This window comes from Paenibacillus piscarius (assembly GCF_022234545.1).
GTDB classification, from domain to species: Bacteria; Bacillota; Bacilli; order Paenibacillales; family Paenibacillaceae; genus Paenibacillus_AQ; species Paenibacillus_AQ piscarius.
This window is the reverse complement of the sequence record NZ_JAIEUI010000003.1, coordinates 223,628-244,760: the sequence shown is the minus strand read 5'-3', so window position 1 is coordinate 244,760 and position 21,133 is coordinate 223,628. Positions and strand designations below refer to the sequence as shown.

Sequence of the window (21,133 nt, the reverse complement as noted above, 5' to 3'; positions counted from 1 at the left end):
ATCAGATTAAAGCGTATGTGACAATTATATTTACTACTAATGTTATATATAATGACATTAATAAATATATTTTGTGACACATCAATGGTGAAGGGTACAACAAAACAGCCGGAATGCACCAGGAAGTTATCCCGGCAGCATTTCCGGCTGCTCAATAGTCAGACCATAGGTACTGGGTACGTTAAAAGGTCAAATCCCCGTCATAGGAAGCGATCATCCGGTACAGCTCCGGACGGCGGTCGCGGAAGATTCCCCACTCGATCCGGCCCACCTCAAGGGCATCCAGGTCGAACTCGCTGACCAGCACGGCCTGCTCATCCCGTCCGGCTTCGGCCACCTTGTTGCCCTGCGGACCGGCGATGAACGACGAGCCGTAGAAGTTAATGCTGGAATCCTCGTCAATTTCTTCACCGATCCGGTTGGAGGCCACAACAGGAATCAGGTTAGCCGCCGCATGACCCAGCATGCAGGTCTGCCAGTGATCCTTGGAATCGATAGAGCCGTCCTGCGGCTCGGAGCCGATCGCCGTCGGATAGAACAGAATCTCCGCGCCCATCAGGCTCATTACGCGCGCAGCCTCAGGATACCACTGGTCCCAGCAGATGCCGACTCCGATTTTGGCGTAACGGGTATTCCATACCTTGAAGCCGGTATCGCCCGGATTGAAGTAGAACTTCTCTTCGTAGCCGGGGCCGTCAGGAATGTGGCTCTTGCGGTATTTGCCCAGCACGGTGCCGTCGGCATCAATCACAGCCAGCGAGTTGTACCGCGCATAATTCTTCTTCTCATAAAAGCTGATCGGCAGCACCACCGCCAGCTCCTTGGCGACCGCCTTGAAATGGTTCACCGCCTTGTTCTGCTCAAGCTCAGTGGCGTAGGCATAATAATCCGACTTCTCTTTCTGGCAGAAATACGGGGTCTCGAACAGCTCCTGGAGCAGAATAATCTGCGCGCCCTGGGCGGCAGCTTCTCTGACCAGCGTCTCCGCCTTGCGGATGTTCTCATCTATGTTGCCGGAACAGCTCATTTGGGTTGCAGCTACTTTCACTTGTCTCATGGGTGTTCCTCCTTATATGAACTTATAACACTTAGGACTCACAGCTTGGTCGTCGCTACGGTGAACATTTGTTAAGCTCCCTCCACCGCAGGCATCTGCTGGGTGGTGCAGTGTACATTGCCGCCTTCGCCGATGACGGCCATGCCGTTCACCGTGCGGATGCGGCGGCCTTGGAACAGCCCGGCCAGCGTCTCTTCGGCCAGCTTGTCCGTCTCAGCAGCCGTGCCGCCGAAGACCGGCAGAATGATACCGCCGTTCACAAAGTAGAAATTCAGATAGCTCAGCGTCAGGCGGCTGCCCTCGAAGTCCACACGGGGCGGCTGCTGGATGCGGACAATCTCCAGCTTGCGGCCCTTGGCATCGGTGGCCTGCTCCAGAATACGCAGGTTCTCCTGCGTAATCGCATAGTTCTCATCCTGCGGATCCTCGCACACCTGGATGATCACCTTGCCGGGCGCGGCGAAGCAGGCGATATTATCAACATGCCCGTCCGTCTCGTCTCCGCTGAGGCCGCGCTTCAGCCAGATGATCGACTCGCTTCCGGTATATTGCTTGACATAATCAGCAATCTCCTCACGGCTAAGTTCCGGATTGCGGTTGCGGTTCAGCAGGCATTCCTCGGTGGTCAGTATCGTGCCTTCACCATCGGTATGAATCGAGCCGCCCTCCATCACCAGCGGGGCATCAAATGCGGTGATCCCCTGGTGTTCAAGAATCTGCGGCGCTACGGCGTCATCGAGATCCCAAGGCGAGTATTTGCCGCCCCAGGCATTGAATTTCCAGTTCACCCCGGCCAGCTTGCCGTCCGGACCAGCGACGAAGGTCGGACCGTTGTCACGCAGCCAGGCATCATTATGCTTGATCGGGAGCAGCGTCACATTAGCGCCTAGCGCCAATTGCTCTACGGCTTCCAGCTCGTCCGGGTTGACAATCACGGTCACCGGCTCAAATTCGGCAATGGCCCGGATAATCTCGGCATAGCCTGCACTAACCGCTTCGTAATTGTCAGGATGCACCATGGAATCCTGCACCGGCCAGGAGATGAAGGTCCGTTCATGCTTCACCCACTCCGCCGGCATTGTATAGTGTAAATCTCTTGGATACATTATCGTTACCTCTGCTGTTCGTATTTTGAAGCCGGGCTGTATTGTACGCCCGCGAAGCTCCTCACCCATCATACAATAATATGCCGGTGCGCTCAATTGCCGCGCAGCAATAATCCCTCTGGAAATATCCAGAGGGATCTTAGAGTGGAGACGGCCTGTTAAGCCTGTTACAGCGTAATTTGCTTGATGATTTTGCCGCTGAAGTCCTTAATGAGGAATTCGCCGTTCTCCAGAACGCCGTAGGAATTCGGGTTGTTCTCTTTGGGCAGGGCGATCGACCCGGGGTTAAGGACGGTAATCCCCTCCTTCACCTCCGCCACCGGCAGATGCGTATGCCCCTGGATGAATACATCCTGCGGGGCGAGCGCCGGTAAGTGGTCGATGCTGAACCCGTGTCCGTGCGTCGCGTAGATCTTCCGGCCTTCGTGCAGAATCAGCACATAATCGCCCATCATCGGGAACTGCAGCAGCATCTGGTCCACCTCGGCGTCACAGTTACCTCTTACAGCTGCCAGCGACTTGCCCGCTTGGCTGTAAGCATTCAGCCTGTCGGCGACCCCCTGGGGGTTATATCCCTCCGGCAGCGGATTTCTCGGCCCGTGATACAGGAAATCGCCCAGCATCACCAGCGTGTGCGGCTGCTCCTCCTCCGCCTTCGCCAGCGCCTGCTCCAGCCAGAACAGCGATCCGTGAATATCGGAAATGAACATTAATTTCATGTGGGTGCTTCCTTTCTGTGAATATAGATTAAAGTGTGACTGCCAACTAGCTTCTACTATAACGCTTTTTGCCAAACCTGTTGAAGCTCTCGGCCAAAATCATGCCCAAAATGCAACATTCTATTTACAGCCACAGGCCTATTCCAAAAATGTTGCATAAAAAGCAGCATTCCTTCTCCTCCGGGCGAAATAGCAGGCTGAATCCTGCATTCTGTGCAACAATTCCGCCTGAACCCCGCCTATTGCCGGGGCGAAATTGCATTATGTGCAACATTAAACGCAAAACGCACCACCTCACACCTGCATCCTACTATAAACGAGCAGCCGGGGCGGGGAACGCAAAATAACCCCACAAAGTGGGGCTTTAGCGTAGGTGGTGACTCAGGTACTTTGCGGGGACCCCAAAACATATAAATTCTTATCTATCTAAGCAAGACGCCCGGGAGGGGCGTCTCTTGGCAGACATACTTGGCAGAACTCACCTTATCAGGCGTTCCTTGACGGACATCGCTTGACCTAGCGTCTCACAATGGAACACCACACTCAAACTAGCTTCCCTTATTTCGCCATGCCTTAAGGCAAATTAGACGAGCCCATCAGGTAGCGGTCTACCTCGCGGGCGGCCTGGCGGCCTTCGTTAATCGCCCAGACCACAAGGCTCTGTCCGCGCCGCATGTCGCCGGCGGTGAAGACTCCCTCCACATTCGTGGCCTGTAGGCCGAATTCGGCCTTGACGTTAGAGCGCTCATCACGCTCCACGCCGAGCTGTTCCGGCACCGTCTCCTCCGGTCCGGTGAAGCCCAGCGCCAGCAGCACAAGCTGCGCCGGAATGACCTCCTCGCTGCCCGGTATTTCGACCGGCGCCATCCGCCCGTCTTCCGTGCGCTTCCATTCGATGCGCACCGTATGCAGCTCCTGCACCCGGCCGTCCGCATCGCCCACAAAACGTTTCGTATTCACCAGATAGCGGCGCGGATCTTCCTCATACAGGGAAGCCGCCTCCTGCTGCCCGTAGTCCACCTTCAGCACCTTTGGCCATTCCGGCCAAGGGTTGCCCGGCTGGCGGGTCAATGGCGACTGCGGCATAATCTCCAGTTGGATTACGCTGCGGCAGCCGTGGCGGATGGAGGTCGCTACACAGTCCGTTCCTGTGTCTCCGCCGCCGATGACGACCACATCCTTGCCAGCCGCCGACAGATACTCTCCATCCGCCAGCCCGGAATCCAGCAGGCTCTTCGTGTTCAGCGTCAGGAACTCCATCGCCTGATGGATGCCGCGCAGCTCCCGGCCTTCCAGCGGCAGGTCGCGCGCCTTCGTAGAACCGCCGCAGAGAACCACCGCATCGTTCTCCTCCTGGAGCTGTGCGGCTGTAATATCTCGGCCGATCTCGGTACGGGTGACGAAGGTAATACCCTCCGCCGCCAGCAGGTCCACCCGGCGCTGCACCTTATTCTTATCGAGCTTCATGTTCGGAATGCCGTAGGTCAGCAGACCGCCGATCCGGTCCGCCCGCTCATATACCGTTACACTGTGTCCCGCTTTGTTGAGCTGGGCGGCACAGGCCAGCCCGGCAGGACCGGAGCCTACGACGGCAACCTTCTTGCCCGTCCGGGTCAGCGGCGGCTCAGGTACGATCCAGCCTTCCGCGAACCCTCTATCGACAATCGCTTTTTCAATCGACTTGATTGTTACCGGATCACCGTTCTTCCCTACTGTGCAAGAGCCTTCACACGGTGCAGGACAGACACGTCCCGTGAATTCCGGGAAGTTATTGGTCTTATGCAGACGCTTCAGCGCCACCTGCCAGTTCCCGCGGTACACCATGTCATTCCACTCTGGTATCAGGTTATGCAGCGGACAGCCGCTCGCCATCCCGGACAGCATACGCCCTACATGGCAGAAGGGGGTTCCGCAATCCATACAGCGGGCCCCCTGCTCCCGCAGCTGTTCTTCATCTAAGGGAACAGAGAATTCATTCCAGTGCTTAATCCGTTCCATAGGCTCACATTCGGCAGGCGTCCGCCGCTCATATTCCAAAAATCCGGTTGATTTACCCATCCCTCTCATCCTCCGAGTCTCTCTGATTGGCCGCCAAAAGAGGTACACAGCGGCATTTATGCCCGCACCCGGCTTAAGCAAAGAAACATTCTCTGCTGTCACCGCCTGCAAATCTGTCACTGTAAAGCAGTGAAGCAACAGCCTGTAACGGAGCTGAAAACCACCCCGGTACAGGCTCTTGCACAGTTATAATAAGGGGAATAAATGCCTTCATATTAACATCATCTGCAGGAGACGGACATGAGCTATGTCACCTTATTTTTTAACTTTTTGTGGCAGACGACTGAAGAGGCGAGGCTGTGGCAGCAGTTATCCTGTTACCCGGCTATTTTCCACTGACATCCCCGGACTTCAACAGGATCTGATAGGCCCCCCGGATACTCCCGTAATATACGAAAAGGAACACCGCCACCGCAACCACATCCAGCAGAACCGCTGCCCCATAGGAGCTGTATTCATCTCCAAACGCAGTGGCTACGAAGATAATAACCGGTGACAATACGCATAAACAGACACCCATGATGAGCGACAGCGTATAGGTCGCGGCAAAAGCGGATTGTCTCTGCTCAATATACGCTTCCAAAGGGTAAGGCAGGGTGAATTCGGCGGACTCCAGATATTTGAATTTCTCCATCTTCCTGCCGCTGTACATGAAGATTGCAATCGCAGGCACAAGCAGCAGGAACAGAGCCACCAGTCCAAGCATGGTCATGGCGTCCTCAGAGAATACCGAATCCATGAACCCGTTCTCTGCCAGGCCGGTACTGAAGATCAGCAAGGAAGCACCCAGCATAATCAGAAAGGTACCGAGCCCGGTGAGCAGTCCCGATCTTCTTTTGGCAGCGATAAAATCTTCTACAACAAATTCGTCAAGCATGGGCAGCCGCTGTCCCGGATCCTTATGGGCTTCTTCAAGCCCCAGCTCGCTGATCAGCTCATCGATATTGCCGAATTCGGAAATGACGATGCCGACCGCCTCATTCTCCGACTTGCCCTCACTCTTCAGTTCATAGTACTTCTCCTCCATATTGCCAAGCAGCTCCTGCTTCAGCTTCATCATCTGTTCTGTTCCGGGCAGGGAAGCGAACATATTGTTCAGATAGCCGATAATGGTATCCAAGGTTCTTCACAGCTCCTTTATGAATTGGTTAATGACTTCCTGCGTGACCTGCCATTCCTCACATTTCGCCCGGTAATAAGCCAGGCCCAGGGGAGTGATACGGTAGTAGGTGCGTCTCTTGCCGAACGTCTCATCCAGATAAAAAGAATCGATATACCCGTTCTTCTCCAGCCGGGCGAACGCTGAGTAGAGCGTCGTCTCCTTCATAATGTACTTCTCCTCCGAGAGCTTACGGATGTTCTTGGATATCTCATAGCCGTAAGACTCCCCGTCCAGAAGCATGTAGAGGATCATCGTATCGTTATATCCCCTGATCACATCACTGCTGATCAATGGTCTGCCTCCTATTACTTCATCTGTCGTAGTAATTAAGTTCAGTGTAGCACAATTACTACGACAGATGAAGTAGTATTCATGATAGATGGTGAATTATTTTTGAAAAAGCGGGCTACAGCGGGGTTGCGGGTACTAGTGCCGACTCAGATAACCAGATACTAAAAAGCGCTCCTTGGAGATTTTCCTCCAAAGAGCGTTAAAATCGGAGCTTATTTCTGAACTTTGATGGTGCTACAACTGATCTCTTAGAAACCTTGATATGATGGGCCGGTCTGGAGGGCTTATGTGACTTGGCAATCGATCCAGCTCAAAAAACTGAATATCCTGCACCTCATCCCCGTCTCCTCTAATCGTTCCCTGGTAATCCTTGCACAGATATGCTGCAACAACATTATGTACTTCGTCTCCATTGGGATATTGGTAATACAGCTCCGGCCCGGAAAATAAATCCAGAAGCTCTAAATCCAGCGCCTCTAGTCCTACCTCTTCCCAAAGCTCCCGCTTCGCCACCTCGATCATCTCTTCCCCCGGCTCCATGGAGCCTCCAGGTAATCCCCACATGCCGTTATCTGTTCTCTGTTGCAATAATAATCGCCCATGAGAATCCAGCAAAATCACACAAGCTCCTGCCATAATGAGGGGATGGGTTCCGACTAAGGCCCGGATTTGTTTAATATAATTGCTCATCTTTTTCACGTCCTTCTAAGTTCTACTGTATTTAGCTTAGTATAGCATTGACAGATAAATCATACTTTTATATGATTTATTTATCGCACGATAAATAAATGATTGGAACTGATCGCAATGGCAGCAAAGGAAGATAAGAAACAGAAAATAATGGAAAGCGCATTAACCTTGTTTGCAGAATATGACTACTACAGGACAACTACTGCTATGGTAGCTAGAGCCGCAGGAGTTACACAGCCCTACATCTTTCATTTTTTTGACAACAAAGAAGACTTATATATAGCTGTGTTAAAACGTGCCTACGAGCGGATTCATGACACTTTTATGGCGGTCGAGGCACCTGCTGACCAGTTGGTTGGCGCTATGGGCGCCAGTTTTTTTAGCTTAATGGAGACACACCGTTCCGAGGTATTGATGGTCATGCAGGCTTACACCATATCGGAAGCAGGGATCAAACAGCATTCTGCTGAGCTTTATAAGACTATTTTTGATGAAGTGACTGCAAAATTTCAGAGAGCCGGGTTACCCGATGCGGAAGAAAAGGCAATCCGTTTCATGAGCATGGGGCTGCTGGTCACGTTATCCGAGGTGCTTGATTTAACAGAAATAAAACAATCCATTCTTTCAACTAAAAACTGAAGGATGTGCAAGCAGCAAACGGATGGATTCGGATCTGTTACTGCTTGCCATTATTTTGAGGATTACTTATTGATTGATAAATAAATTTAAGAGGTGAGCTAATCGTGCACCCAATATTCAACGGGTTATTAATATCTGCCGTATCTATTTTTAAGCGTGAAAAAACGCTCGTTATGCTTGGCCTGCTTGGGTTTGCTATTGCGGGATATGCTGCTGTCATTATGTTCTTTCAAGGAGCAGTTGTACTGCCGGAGGGGAATATTCAAAATGTATTCTCATTTGCAGCAGCCTTAGGCATTTTTCTGTTATCCATTGCTGCGATCTTTCCCCTTGCAGGCTTTACCACCCGTATGAGAAAAGTGGTTCGCCGGCTTAATATTGTTGCTGCTTCCTACAGCTATGCAATTGAAACCCTACAGAATTTCCGGGGCTTCAATCCCCGGTTCTCTAAAGCCGGCAGCCTGGTGGACACCCTTGCGGGAGCTTTATTTGGCGTCCTATCTCTTTCTTTTGTCATCGGGGGTATTCTGCTGGCGGTCCAATTTCTGAAAATGAAGGCTCCCTTATCGCGCCCTATACTTATCACCGGTATCCGTTATGCCTTGCTGTCGGTATTCATCGCTAATCTGGCCGGACTGATGATGATGAGCTTACAAGGCCGTTTTACCACAGCTGGAGGCAATTATATTGTGCTGCATGGCATTGGCTTCCACTCCCTCCAAACCCTACTGTTACCGGCCTGGCTGCTGGAGCATTCGAATTATCGGCAGGACAGACAACGCCTGCTCTTGCACACAGGCTGCATCGCTTGGCTGATGGCCATTTTGTTAATAGCTGTTCAGACTGGTCTTGGGCGTTCTATGTTTGAGGTAGACTTGTTTCCGATGCTTGCCAGCCTCTGTTTGCTGGTGTGGCTGCTCACTGCCATTTCGGCTCTGATGTGTGCTTTTAAAATCCGATGTAAGGATTAGTGGCGGGTACTACTGCTCCTCACATTGTATTCGGTTTTCCGCATACATTCTAGCCAGGCGCTTCATTCAGCTGGTTCATGCAACCGTTCATAGTCCACGCACAGAACAAAACTCGTGCGGCATCACTATTATGGTCGGTTTTTCGACCATATCAGGCTCACGCGCCTACACGCACAACTTATCCACACCGAACGAAAATCATAATTTCCTACTTAAGCACAAAGCAGGCTGCCCAGACAGCCTGCTTCTGCTTGATACGTATGAGTTAGTTAACAGCAAGTACGATCATGCCGATGCCATCAGCCGTTAAAGTGCCATTGTCCAGACGGGCTATATGCGCTCCGCTGAATACGACGCTCCATTCGCCCAGCTCAGGCAGCTTCAATGCTGCGCCATCCGGGTTCGCATTGTACAGTACGTACAGATGCTGTGCGGGATCACCGCCGGCATGATCGCGGAGCGTGAAGGCTACCGAATGGGCCGGAGCCTCCTCGAAGACCAGATGGTCACGGATCTCATCGGCGGTCCGCAGCCGGAAGGCGGGGTGAGCTGCGCGCAGCGCAATCAGCCGCTTCATGTAATCGACCGACTCGCCATGCTCTGCGCAGCGTTCCCAATCCAGCCAATTCACCTCGACCGGTGATTTGTAGCTGTTCTCCACCAGCCCCTTGGTCCGCAGGAACTCCTGCCCGGCATGGATGAACGGAATGCCCTGGCTGGTCAGCACGATGGCCGAGGCCAGATGGTGCATGGCACGGCGCTGACCGTCTTCTCCCCCTGCCGTAGACAAGAGCAGCTTATCCCACAATGTATGATTGTCATGACATTCCACGAAGTTGACGCTCTGCTGCGGCTCCTGGGCGTATTGGCCGAGGCCCGGGGCGTAGTAAATCCCTCCGGCGATGCCGACCTTCACATTGCGCTCAAAGCCGATGCCGCCGCTGATGAAGCCCTTCTGGTCATGCAAAAAGATATTGCCCTTCACTGCATCGCGGAAGCCGTCGTTGAAGTGCCCAATGCCCGGCATCTGATTGGCCTGGGACTGGTTCGCCCGCAGCTCCTCGGCCAGCTCCGTCTCCATTACCCAGCCTTCACCTATCGTCAGGATCGACGGGTCCAGCTCATCCAGACGGCGGCGGATCTCGTTCATCGTCCCTATATCATGCAGGCCCATCAGATCGAAGCGGAAGCCGTCGATATGGTACTCCCTAGCCCAGTACAGCACGGATTCAACAATGAAGCGGGACATCATCTTCCGCTCGGAGGCGGTATCATTCCCGCAGCCGGAGCCGTTCGACAACTGCCCGTCCTTCTTATAACGCAGATAATAGCCGGGGACCAGCTTGGTGAAATTGACGCGGAAGCCGTCATACACATGATTGTATACCACATCCATGATGACCCGCAGGCCGCGGTCATGCAGCGCCTGGATCATCGTCTTCAGCTCCCGGATACGCAGGCCCGGAAGATACGGGTCTGTGGCATAGGAGCCTTCAGGCGCATTGTAGTTCTTGGGATCATAGCCCCAATTATAATGGGGCTCCGCAAGCCGGGTCTCATCCACACTCTCGGTAGCATAATCATAGATAGGCAGTAGCTGCACATGGGTTACGCCCAGCCCGGCGATATGATCAAGCCCGGTCGCAATCCCTTCAGGGCCGCGGGTTCCCGCTTCCGCCAGGCCCAGGTATTGCCCTTTGTGCTTAATCCCGCTGGCCGGATGAACCGACAGGTCACGAAGATGAAGCTCATAGATTACCGCATCCACCGGGTCCTCCAGCGGCGGTTTGTCCTCTGTCCAGCGCACAGGGTCCGTCTTGCGCAGATCCAGAATAGCGCCTCTGTCGCCGTTCACACCGACCGCGCGGGCATAAGGGTCAACCGCCTCATGCCACTGTCCCCCGATCAGCACCGCATAGGTGTAGAATTTTCCGTCCAGATCGCCCGGAACGCTGATTCTCCAGGTCCCCCGGACGTCGCGGGCCATCGGAAGCCGCTGTCCCTCTGCCTCCTGCCAGGAGTCATAGAGGATTAGTACCGCCTCCCCGGCGGTCGGTGCCCACAGACAGATGTCAGAGCCCGCTGAGGAATAGCTCAGACCCAGATCATCTCCGTCATAACCGAATAGCTCGTCGAACTCACGGTCAAACACGGATATCCCGCCGGTAGCCGCCGGATCTCCGTAGTGAATGGGTTCCTTCATTTCTTTTTGTACTGACAAGGCTGACCGCCTCCTTTATCCTTACCTGCAATATATGGCTTTAATCCCGGGAAATTCACTTGAAAGCCTATGTATATCAGGTGTATTCATATGAAATTTTATCTTAACGGCGCGTTTTGTGCAAACGTTTGAATTTGAGATTTCATCTTCATTGAGGCCCCGCGGGGATGTCCAGCGATACCATGGTAATGATCCGTCTGTTTGCCTCATAAGAGATCTGACGTTCTCTGCCCGGAGTATAGCCGCCGCCCTGATGCCGCACTCCGTTGTCATGAACAAGCAGTGTGCAGGAGCCGTCCTGCTGATTCTCATAGCCGATTCCGAGGACCCAATGATAATCATAGACATACCTGCCCCGCCAGCGCAGGCTGAACCACTTATCGAACTTCAGGGCCAAGGGACGCCCGGCATCGATCTCGGCTCTGTAGCGGGCAATGTCATTGAACAGCGATATTCTCACAGTCGTGTTACGGTCATATTCAGGGGGAGCCGCCTGGGTGATGTATGCCCTGAGCCCTCTTGCGAAGCTGCGGGCGCTCATGCCCCAGGGCGTCCCCCCATGATGAGTATAAATATAATTAATCTGCGCGGCTTTGGAACCAAAATGACGGACACCGGGGACGAACCCCCTGTTCTGATGCGAATGCCAATATTCCGCCAGCGCAGCCATCGTTGCCGGGCCGCAGGCCGAGGCAGGGGAGGCCACACCGGTCTCCCACTGCGTATAAGCCTCTGCTCTGAGCCGCTGCCCGGAAGGCCCGCGGCTCATGAAATCACCTGCCTGCTGCGGCATTTCCTCAATATCCGGTCAATATCCGCGCTCAGAAACGGCTTGCTCACAAAGTCATCCATTCCCGCTGCACGGCAGCGTTCCCGGTCCTCTTCCCGCGCGAAGGCAGTTACTGCCGTGATGAAAGGCTGATGTTCAAGCGAAGCCTCACGGCGGATGCTGTCCGTTGCCGTAAGACCGCTCATTCCCGGCATCTGCACATCCATGAATACAAGATCGTACGGCTCATGAAGAACCGCCTGCAGTGCCGCTTCACCGTTATCCACCAGATCTGCAGTGTAGCCTTTCTTGCCCAGCATCGTCAGCAGCAGCTTCTGGTTGACCGGGTGATCCTCCGCGATCAGTATCCGCATGGAGCTAACACCTGCCTCAGGGCAGTCCTCCCCTGCCGGGACCGGCAGCTCACTGCCCGCTGCCGATTGCGCCCGGCCCAGTTCAGCCTCCGCATGGGCCCGTTCCGCAAGCTCTCCTCTTGCAGGATCAGGCTCGCCGGATCCGTCAGCTGTGTCCGCCCGGCTACCTTCCGGGTCTGTGCCCACCGGCAGGGTGAAGTAGAAGTCAGAGCCTGCACCCACCTCGCTCTCCACGGTGATGGCCCCGCCCATCAGCTCAACCAGCCGCTTGCAGATGGCGAGGCCCAGTCCGGTCCCCCCATACTTGCGGTTGATGGACGGATGGAGCTGGGAGAAGGACTGGAACAGCAGCGGCTGCTTCTCTGGCGGGATGCCGATCCCTGTATCCCTTACGCTGAATCTCAGGGTAAGCTCCCGGTTCTCCCCGCAGACCTCCGCATCCAGCCGGATGGCAACCTGTCCCTTCTCCGTGAACTTAACGGCATTGCTGACGAGGTTCACCAGCACCTGGCGCAGGCGGGCAGCATCGCCCATAATCAGCTCCGGCACATCGCCGGCGATCCGGGAGGAGAGTTCAATACCCTTTTCCCGCGCCTTGGGCATGAAGAGTTCGGTAATGTTGTCGAGTAACTCCCGCAGGCTGACCGGTTCGTGGGTGAGTGTCATTTTACCGGCTTCAATCTTGCTGAAATCCAGAATCTCATTAAGAATATATAGCAGGGATGTACTGCTCTCGCTGATAATCCCTGCGTACCCCCGCTGCTCCTCATCCAGCTCCGTCTCGGCCAGCAGATCCGTCATGCCTATAATGCCGTTCATCGGGGTACGCAGCTCATGACTCATGATTGCCAGGAACTCGGATTTGGCCTGGTCTGCCTTCTCCGCCAGCTCCTTCGCCCGGATAATCTCCTGCTCATCTGTGATGTCACGGAAGACGACAACCGCTCCCTTGCGCTCGCCCTTATCGAACAGAGGGGTCACCTGGTACTCGGCCAGGAAGCTGGAGCCGTCCTTGCGCCACAGCACCGCATCCTTGCTCTGATAGGACTGCCCTGCCTGTACTGCCCGGATCAGAGGCGATTCCTCCGGCTGGTAATGATTGCCGTCAAGCGCAGTCTGCTGAATGTGGTCCAGGTAATGGCGGCCGGTAATCTCGTCTTGTCCGAAGCCCAGCATATGTGCGCCCGCAGGATTAATGAAGGTCACTCTGCCCTCGTTATCCAGACCGAATATCCCTTCAGACACCGCATTGAGAATCAGGGTATAATCATTGCTCAGCTTCTCGATCTGCTCGGTATACCGGATGTGATCCGTGATATCGCGGGAGATTCCATATACCCCTACAACCTCATTATCGACAACAATCGGGATATTGATCGTATTGATCTCCACCGGATGCCCGTCTTTGTGGATCACCGTCAGGTCGTAGCTCTGCGGCTCCCCCTGGCTGGCAAGGGTGAAGTGATGCAGCGTCTTCTCAATATCCTTCTCAGCGACTAGGGGCCCGTAATAATTCCCCAGCAGCTCCTCCAGCGAGTATCCGCTCAGCTCCTCCAGATTGGCATTCGCCGTGAGATATTCGCCCTGCAGATTCATGGAATATACCGCCGCAGGGTTGTACTCGAACAGGGATTTGTAGCGTTGCTCGTTCTCCTGCAGCTTCGATTCAAACTGCTTGCGTTCTGTAATATCGCGGCCAACCGCAATAATCTCTGTCTTCCGGCCCTGCCCGTCAAAAATATACCGGCTGTTCGTTTCAAACCAGATGTACGTGCCGTTCTTGTGGCGGTAGCGGAAGGAGAACGGCGGAATAATGCCCGATTTCTCGCTCTCGGCCATCTGGTCCATAATTATCGCCCGGTCATCGGGATGCAGATAATCATAAGCGCTGGTGCCGGTCATCTCTTCCGGCGTATAGCCGAGCAGGGACAGGCTGGCGGGAGAGCAATACAGGAAGATACTGTCCTTAATCGAATGGCGGGAGATCAGATCCAGTGAGTTCTCTGACATCAGCCGGAAGTTCCGCTCACTCTCGCGCAATTGCTCCTCCATCAGCATACGCTCGGTAATATCCTGCATCATGCCGAACAGCCGGACCGGCCGGCCTTCCGGTCCTGTGGTCACATCCCACTGAACATGCGCCATCAGAACCCCGCCCTCCGGCAAAATCATCCGGAAAGCGGTATTTCCAGCTTCCCCCTGGCGTACGGCCCGCTCTACAGCTTCCTGCAGAAGCGCAATATCTTCGGGATGAACCAATTCCAGGAACGCTGCCTGACTCACATCGCCGGAGTACACGCCATACTGCAAAATACGCCGCAGCTCCTCAGAGAACGTGATTTTCCCCTTTACCAGATCCCAGCCCCATGAGCCTATTCTGGCCACCCGCTGGGCGGACGCAAGGGCCTCCTCACTGTGCTTGCGCCGGGTGACATTGCGGCCGATCCCCAAAATGCGGGTAACCTCACCTTTCTCATCACGCAGTACATGGAAGGACGTCTCGAACCACAGATCATGCCCTTCCTTGTGGCGCAGGCGGCGGATGGAGATATCGTTCTCCAGCAGGCTGTTCGAGCTGTTGATCTCCTCCACATCATCAGGGTGATAGAATTCTGCGCGGTTCCTCCCGATAATCTCATCCGGATGATATCCGAGCTGGGAGTAGGAGGATGGTGATATGAAGGTTAACGTTCCGTCCGGCAGGGAGAAGGAAATCATGCTCTGGTCATCTTTGATGAACAGATTGTACAGATCGCGGCTGTCCACCGTCAGCTGGTCGGCAATGTTGCGTTCTGTCACATTCTGCGCGTATACCATGATATTCTGCGCCGGGAGCTGCAATCCGGCCGGAATAAACGTCAACGAGAGCCGGAAGGGCTGGCCGCCAGGACCGCAGAAGCGGTACTCCTTCTGCAGGGACTGCCCCTGCAGCCGGGCAAGCTCTTCCATAATGCTCTGAACAGAGAATTCCTGCCCGTCATCCTGCAAGACCCAATTACAGCCAGTCAGATTCCCTGTGAGCAAATCTGCTTCGCTGCAGCCCAGCATATTGCACAGCGCAGGGTTAACCTTGATCCATTCCCCTTCGGGAGACAGTACTGCCATCCCCACCGGAGATAACTGGAATGCTTGATCCAGAATGCTTGTATTTCCAGCCAAGTGATCCATAACATACAGCCTCCTTCTTCATGGGTCCGGCGCTTCGGCTGGCCCTCTGGTATCCTTCTGCTCCCAATCCGTTCTCACAGTATACGCCAAGAAGTCTGCGGAACAAAATCAGGAGAACTCTTAACCACAAGCATGATCTGAATTGAAAATATTGACTATTCTAGCATTCCCCGATATATTTAAAAGTAAATCTACATTCATGACTCATTACGCTGGAAGCACCCGTAATAGAGGCCTGTTGGCCTTTGCTGCGGGTGCTTTTTGGCGTTATCCGGGTCATAAACACTTCAAGAGGAGGAATACAATGAACACTCTGCGCAATACCGTCCCCCTGCTGATGCTGTCCCTGCTCCTGGCTCTGGTTCCCCCCGCCGGAACGGCTGCCGCCTCAACGACGGTGATTACCTCATCCGTCGAGGCCTCCTTCGGTCTGACGGCAGCGGCAGCAGACAGTGCCGGAAGAGCACGGCTGAAGGGCCTGTTCAGTGAGCTGTCACTCCTGTCCGCGCAATATGACAGCCGGGAGACAGAAATCCGGGCACTGCATGATCAGAATACTGAGGCGCTGAAGGCAGCCAAGGAGGCAGTCAAGAACATTGACCTCGCTGCCATCTCGCGGCTGAGCGCAGCTGTCACCAGCGCCAAGGCACGCTATCAGCCGCTGTTCGACCAATACAGTGCGCTGAACAAGCGGATCTCCCTGCTCAAGGGCTTGAAGGACAAGACGCTGAATGCCGTGCTGCGGGCCCAGTCTGAAGCAATGAAGCTGCTTGTGCAGGCTGCACGCCAGGAGATCCGTGACAAGGAAGCGCAGCTGAAGGCGGCCAAGGCTACCCGGACCCGCAAGGTCGCGGCTGTCCGCAAGACGCTGGCCGGCATCGACAGCCTGCAGAGCAGGATCAAGTCACAGAAAAGTGCAGCCGCTGCGCTGAACAAGCGGCTAACCGCAGACTGGAGCGACTTCCGGGCAGCGATTCGCAAGCAGAACTCATCCTTAGCCGGCCAGGCCTTATCCTCGGCCGTGTCCGGTTACCGGCAGATTGCAGCCTGCAAGCTGAAGATTATAGAGCATGAGCAGGCTGTTGCCGGCGTGATCGCCGCCGCCTTGAAGCAGGCCCGCAGCTGAAGCGGCGTCGTTTCGGCAAGGTCCGGCAGGCTTCTTGCCGCGCCAGTAGCTTCCCGGAGCATGCGCGCATATGTTAGGTAGAGAACAACTACCTAAGGTTCGGAGCAGGAGGAGCAGCCACAATGCGTATCTGTATGATTGCACCGGAGCAGTTCCCGGTCCCCGGGGACGGCTCGGTAGAGATTTGCATCTGGAATATCGCCAGGAGACTGGCGCGGAGGCATCAGGTGACGATCGTGAGCCGGAGGGCTCCGGGACTCCCTGACACTGCCGAGACCGAGCAGGTCCGGATCATCCGGCTGCCCTCCGGCACCCCTTCAAGGTACCGCAGCTCCGTTCTCGGCTACCTGAAGACGGCAGAGCCGTTCGATCTCCTTCAGATCGATAACCGGCCGCTGCTGGCCGCAGCCGTGAAGCGGCAGCATCCCGGGACGCCGGTGTTGGCCTTCATCCATTCCCTGACCTTCGTGCCGCCGGGAGCCCGGACTGCCCGCAGCCTCGCTATGGCCGATGCGGTCGCGGCGAACAGCCGCTCCCTGGAGCAGCGGCTTGCCCGGCGGTTCCCCGGCATCCGGCGCAGACTGCACCTCGTGCCTCTGGGAGCGGACCTGTCGCGCTTCAGTCCGCCCAATCCGCAAGAGAAGGCCCGCCTGCGGGCGCTGCACGGCCTGCCCGCAGGCTTCACGGTCCTGTTCGCAGGCCGTGTCATCCCGCGCAAGGGCGTGCCTGTACTGCTGCGGGCCATGCACCGGCTGAAGCAGCAGGTGCCCTGCCACCTGCTTATCGCAGGCAGAGGCAAGCCTCCTTATCTGCGGCAGCTGAAATCGCTCGCCCGGCGGCTGGGAATCTCCGTGACGTTCCTCGGCAACATCCCGCACGGGGAGATTCACACCCTGTACCAGGCCGCCGACTGCTTCGTCTGCCCTTCGCAGCGGCATGAATCCTTCGGGCTGGTTAATGTGGAGGCAATGGCCTCGGGACTGCCGGTGATTGCCTCCAGCAACGGGGGAATCCGGGAGATTATCATCTCCGGCCACAACGGATATCTGGTGAAGCGGTACAGAGACCCGGCTGCTTTTGCCAGCCGTATGAAGCAGATCGCAAGCAGCCCGGCACTGGCTGCCAGGACCGGAATGCAGGGAAGAGCAGACGCTCTGGAGCGGTTCGAATGGCAGCATACCGCTGAGCAGCTGGAGCATCTCTACCTGGAGCTTGCAGCCCCGAAGTAGCCGGAGGAAGCTCCGGCTAGGCTGCTCCGGCGGGGCAGGGGCCGGATGAGGCCGGGATGCGACATTATGTAATACAGATTGTGTGATCCTTCTCGCAGGATGCGGCCGCACATATTCTTATACTAAACATGTAAGCGGTACCATTAAACAATGCGTTGCAGACCAGTCACCAGGATTGGCAACCCCTACAACACACACTATCCGCTGTAGAAAGGGTGCATCGTTATGTTAATGATCAAAGCGATTGTAAGACCTGAGAAAGCTGATGAAGTCATGGCTGAACTGCTGCTGGCCGGCTTCCCCTCCATCAGCAAGATGGATCTGCTCGGCCGGGGCAAACAGAAGGGGATTCAGGTCGGGACCAACCATTACAATCAAATTTCCAAAAAGCTGCTGATGATCGTAGTCCAGGATGATGATAAGGATGACGTAATCAGTATTATTATGCGCACGGCCAGAACCGGGGAGCATGGCTCATTCGGCGACGGCAAAATCTTCGTCCTGCCGGTTCAGGAGGCCTATACGATCAGCAACGGCAAGAACCTGTTGTAGCCTGCATTCTTGCTTGCAGACATAACTAAGAGGCAGCAGAGCCGTCCGCCCGTCTCCGTCCTCACGGAACGGCCTCCGGGAATGCTCTGCTGCCTCTATATGGTATATGCCGTATTCTCTCAGAACAGCTGAATCACGGTCAGCCCAAGCCCGACCACAAATCCGCATACCGCTCCGTTGACACGGATCCACTGCAGATCCTTGCCGATCTTCTGCTCCAGCATCTCCACCAGGGAGGCATCGTCCATCTGGTCCAGATTCTCCTTGACCAGCTGTCCGATCCGGTAATGATTGCCCTCCACGAAGGAAATCAGCGTACCGCGAATCCGGCCCTCAATCGTCTGAAGCCATTCCTTCTCCAGGCTGATCCGCCGGACCAGGAGAGCATACAGCTGCAGCAGCTTGCGGCCGCCCCCGGCCTGATCCTCTTCGATTAGCGCAACGGCTTTGCTGCGCAGCCCTTCAAGCTGCTGTTGCAGAAATACCGTAGCCGCTTCCCCCTGCAGCTCACTCACCGCCCAAGTCTTCAGCGAGCCGATCACCTCTTCATTGCTCACCAGCTGGAACAGTGCAACCCTGATCTCCCGGATGACCTGCTCCCGGTTAGGGTTATCCTCCTGCTTGAAGTCACGGATGGTGGACTGCACCATGCCCTGGAGCATTTCACCCAGCATGTCGGCATCGACGAATCCGACAAAAGCCTGGAAGGCCATCCCCTTCAGCCCGCCCAGCTTCACCTCGGCCAGCTTCTCGCTGGCGATCCTGCCCAGCATGGCCCGCGTCTCCGGCCGTGCGCTCCAGGCCGAGATCCCCTCAAGCGCATAATCCAGAGCGGCGATATCCTTGCCGTCATTCATCAGGCGGGTGGCCACTTTGTCGGCGGCTTCGCCAAGCTTCGCTTCACGCAGATAGGCCACAGCGGCCGATTGCAGAAGCGGAACCGCCTTCTCTGCGGGCAGCCGCAGCACGAAGCCCTTCAACTGGTCCAGCAGCTCCGCTCTGGCGCTCCTTCTGGAGAAGAACCGGGTCAGCGCGGCGGCTCCCAGTGCTATAATATTGATTTTGCGCAGCTTGTTCTCAATGCTCTCCTTGTTCAGCAGCTCATTCTCCATGGCTGAGATTAACGACTGGACGAGCTTATCCCGGTTCTTCAGCAGCAGCGAGGTGTGCGGAATCCGCAGGCCCAGCGGATGACGGAACAGGGCCGTCACGGCAAACCAGTCAGCGATCCCCCCGACAAGCCCTGCCTCAAACCCGCCTCTCAGCAGAATCACCGCCAGATTCTCCGGCAGAAATAAGGTGAACAGGAACCCGCAGGCCATCACGGCCAGCGAGATCGTAGCTAGATTTCTGGATTTCATAAGTAACTTATCCCCCTTACATAACGGCCATAGGTGGCTTCCCCACCCGTTTCAGGTCTGCTTTTCATTGTACCACGGGGGAACGCCTTTCTGAAAATCTGTACCCGGCTGTAAGCAGGATAGCTGTGAAAACCGGATTTACAATTTTCAGATAAATAATGATAAGATACAGGCAGAGCTGCAATGCCCCCGGAAACACAACAATGACTTACAGAAAAGGAGACTAAGAATATGCTGATTGCACTGGATATGGACGGAACGCTGCTGAACGGGCAAGGGGAGATAAGCCCAGAGAACAAGGAGGCTATCCTTCATGCGCAGAGCCTGGGACATATCGTCATCATCGCTACCGGACGTGCTTATATGGATGCAGAACGCCAACTGCGGCTGGCCGATCTGGAGTGTCCTGTCGTGAGTCTGAACGGAGCCGTGGTCACGCTGCATGACCGGACGGTGGCCGCAAGCACCCCGCTGAACAAAGAGGATGTGATCCCCGCCCTCCGCTGGATGAACGGCATTCAGGACTTATATTATGAGGTGTACACTCAGGATAACGTATATGTGGAGCTGGATAAGCGGGTGCAACTGGAGAAGAAGCTGACCTCGCTCAAAGAGGATGAAGTGCCCGAAGAATCGCGCTGGCTGGTCAAGGCTATGATTAAACAGCAGTTCCGGCAAGCGGCAGTAACCTATGTGGAGAGTATGGAGGAGATCTGGAGTGATGCGGATCAGCGGATCTACAAGACGCTCGTATTCTCCCTGAACCGGGAGCAATTGAAGGAAGCCTCTGCGCGGTTCGCGGCCATTCCCGGCCTAATTATTACCGCATCGCATATCAGCAATATTGAGATTAATCATGAAGAGGCGAACAAAGGCGCAGGGGTTAAGAAGCTCGCTGACCATTACGGCATTCCTGTCCGGCAGGTGGCGGTAATGGGGGACAGCTACAACGATCTGCCGATGTTTGAAATGGCGGGATACAAGATTGCTATGGAGAATGCGGCCCAGGTGCTGAAGGAGACGGCCGACTTCATTACATTAAGTAACATAGAGCATGGTGTAGCGGCAGGCATACGGCATCTTTTGGACAAGAACAAAGGGTAGACGGGTAAGTCTGCAGGGTATCTTTTATAAAAAGCTTGAAGAGGCTGTCCCAAAAGTAACAGCCCCTTTTATTGTGGGAATTATATATGCGAAAAATAGCATATATTTGCTGACGCCTAGGTAGTATGGGAACATCGTTCTGTTGCGGAGCGTCCCTCCAGCGTTCCCCCTCCCCCAAGTGCTCACGCTGAATCTCTCTAGCATAAAGAGCTATCCCAAGCAGCCGTCTCATAGCTTCTGGGACAGCTCCTTCGTCTCAGCGGCGGTTGGTTCCTGAGCGCTGAACGAAACACAAGGATATCGCGCCCAGGTTAAGTATAAGAAACAGGATCACTGCTAACCGCTCGGCTGTAGTCAACTCCATTAGAATTGGAATAAACACACGTTCTCCTCCTGACCTCAGCTATAGTGTGATGCTTGAACGCCGTACCTGGAACCGGCTGATCCAATAGCCTGATTCCCCGGACTCCCGGACAGCTGTCTTGTCCAATATATTAACTTCAACTATCAAAAAATGGACTTTATGATAAATGGCG

17 protein-coding genes are annotated in these 21,133 nt (G+C 55.0%); 6 read left to right on the top strand and 11 right to left on the bottom strand.

Annotation, left to right across the window (positions count from 1 at the left end):
• Positions 1 to 181: 181 nt before the first annotated feature.
• The 7 genes from aguB to K1558_RS07080 all read right to left on the bottom strand — a co-directional run bounded on the left by aguB (position 182) and on the right by K1558_RS07080 (position 7,083).
• The gene (gene aguB / locus K1558_RS07110; RefSeq protein WP_238650700.1) at positions 182 to 1,057 is read right to left on the bottom strand and encodes an N-carbamoylputrescine amidase; all 876 of its coding nucleotides are present in this window, start codon (positions 1,055 to 1,057) and stop codon (positions 182 to 184) included.
• Between the two features lie 71 nt (positions 1,058 to 1,128).
• Entirely contained in the window at positions 1,129 to 2,163 is a 1,035-nt protein-coding gene (locus K1558_RS07105) for an agmatine deiminase family protein (protein WP_238650699.1), read from the bottom strand.
• A 167-nt stretch (positions 2,164 to 2,330) separates the two neighbouring features.
• Entirely contained in the window at positions 2,331 to 2,882 is a 552-nt protein-coding gene (gene yfcE, locus K1558_RS07100) for a phosphodiesterase (RefSeq protein WP_238650698.1), read from the bottom strand.
• A gap of 573 nt (positions 2,883 to 3,455) precedes the next feature.
• On the bottom strand, positions 3,456 to 4,940 hold the full coding sequence (locus K1558_RS07095) for a glutamate synthase subunit beta (protein WP_238650697.1): 1,485 nt from the start codon (positions 4,938 to 4,940) through the stop codon (positions 3,456 to 3,458).
• A gap of 325 nt (positions 4,941 to 5,265) precedes the next feature.
• Positions 5,266 to 6,060 (bottom strand): permease prefix domain 1-containing protein, encoded by a 795-nt coding sequence (locus K1558_RS07090; RefSeq protein ID WP_238650696.1) that lies wholly within the window; start codon positions 6,058 to 6,060, stop codon positions 5,266 to 5,268.
• Positions 6,061 to 6,066: 6 nt separating this feature from the next.
• Positions 6,067 to 6,393, bottom strand: a complete 327-nt coding sequence (locus K1558_RS07085; protein ID WP_238650695.1) for a PadR family transcriptional regulator — start codon at positions 6,391 to 6,393, stop codon at positions 6,067 to 6,069.
• Positions 6,394 to 6,627: 234 nt separating this feature from the next.
• Positions 6,628 to 7,083, bottom strand: coding sequence for an NUDIX hydrolase (locus tag K1558_RS07080; protein WP_238650694.1), 456 nt, complete (start codon positions 7,081 to 7,083; stop codon positions 6,628 to 6,630).
• A 117-nt stretch (positions 7,084 to 7,200) separates the two neighbouring features.
• On the opposite strand from K1558_RS07080, the gene K1558_RS07075 reads away from it, so the two are divergent.
• Together K1558_RS07075 and K1558_RS07070 are read left to right on the top strand one after the other, a co-directional pair.
• The gene (locus tag K1558_RS07075) at positions 7,201 to 7,722 is read left to right on the top strand and encodes a TetR/AcrR family transcriptional regulator (protein WP_238650693.1); all 522 of its coding nucleotides are present in this window, start codon (positions 7,201 to 7,203) and stop codon (positions 7,720 to 7,722) included.
• 104 nt (positions 7,723 to 7,826) lie between these two features.
• Complete coding sequence (locus tag K1558_RS07070; protein WP_238650692.1) at positions 7,827 to 8,693, top strand: hypothetical protein; 867 nt, start codon at positions 7,827 to 7,829, stop codon at positions 8,691 to 8,693.
• Positions 8,694 to 8,958: 265 nt separating this feature from the next.
• Here K1558_RS07070 and pulA read toward each other — a convergent pair whose 3' ends face one another.
• The 3 genes from pulA to K1558_RS07055 form a co-directional block, all read right to left on the bottom strand.
• Positions 8,959 to 10,914 (bottom strand): type I pullulanase, encoded by a 1,956-nt coding sequence (gene pulA, locus K1558_RS07065; RefSeq protein WP_238650691.1) that lies wholly within the window; start codon positions 10,912 to 10,914, stop codon positions 8,959 to 8,961.
• A 148-nt stretch (positions 10,915 to 11,062) separates the two neighbouring features.
• Positions 11,063 to 11,683, bottom strand: coding sequence for a C39 family peptidase (locus K1558_RS07060; protein WP_238650690.1), 621 nt, complete (start codon positions 11,681 to 11,683; stop codon positions 11,063 to 11,065).
• On the bottom strand, positions 11,680 to 15,225 hold the full coding sequence (locus K1558_RS07055) for a PAS domain S-box protein (RefSeq protein ID WP_238650689.1): 3,546 nt from the start codon (positions 15,223 to 15,225) through the stop codon (positions 11,680 to 11,682). Before K1558_RS07055 ends, K1558_RS07060 begins: the two co-directional genes overlap by 4 nt.
• Before the next feature lie 304 nt (positions 15,226 to 15,529).
• On the opposite strand from K1558_RS07055, the gene K1558_RS07050 reads away from it, so the two are divergent.
• The 3 genes from K1558_RS07050 (at position 15,530) to K1558_RS07040 (ending at position 18,132) form a co-directional block, all read left to right on the top strand.
• Positions 15,530 to 16,351, top strand: a complete 822-nt coding sequence (locus K1558_RS07050) for a coiled-coil domain-containing protein (RefSeq protein WP_238650688.1) — start codon at positions 15,530 to 15,532, stop codon at positions 16,349 to 16,351.
• A 122-nt stretch (positions 16,352 to 16,473) separates the two neighbouring features.
• Complete coding sequence (locus K1558_RS07045) at positions 16,474 to 17,580, top strand: glycosyltransferase family 4 protein (protein WP_238650687.1); 1,107 nt, start codon at positions 16,474 to 16,476, stop codon at positions 17,578 to 17,580.
• Positions 17,581 to 17,805: 225 nt separating this feature from the next.
• Entirely contained in the window at positions 17,806 to 18,132 is a 327-nt protein-coding gene (locus K1558_RS07040; RefSeq protein WP_238650686.1) for a P-II family nitrogen regulator, read from the top strand.
• Between the two features lie 119 nt (positions 18,133 to 18,251).
• Here the strand turns inward: K1558_RS07040 and K1558_RS07035 are convergent, their stop codons facing one another.
• On the bottom strand, positions 18,252 to 19,493 hold the full coding sequence (locus K1558_RS07035) for a DUF445 domain-containing protein (protein ID WP_238650685.1): 1,242 nt from the start codon (positions 19,491 to 19,493) through the stop codon (positions 18,252 to 18,254).
• A 231-nt stretch (positions 19,494 to 19,724) separates the two neighbouring features.
• Between K1558_RS07035 and K1558_RS07030 the strand changes: the two genes are divergently transcribed.
• Positions 19,725 to 20,597, top strand: a complete 873-nt coding sequence (locus K1558_RS07030) for a Cof-type HAD-IIB family hydrolase (RefSeq protein ID WP_238650684.1) — start codon at positions 19,725 to 19,727, stop codon at positions 20,595 to 20,597.
• Positions 20,598 to 21,133 lie beyond the last annotated feature (536 nt).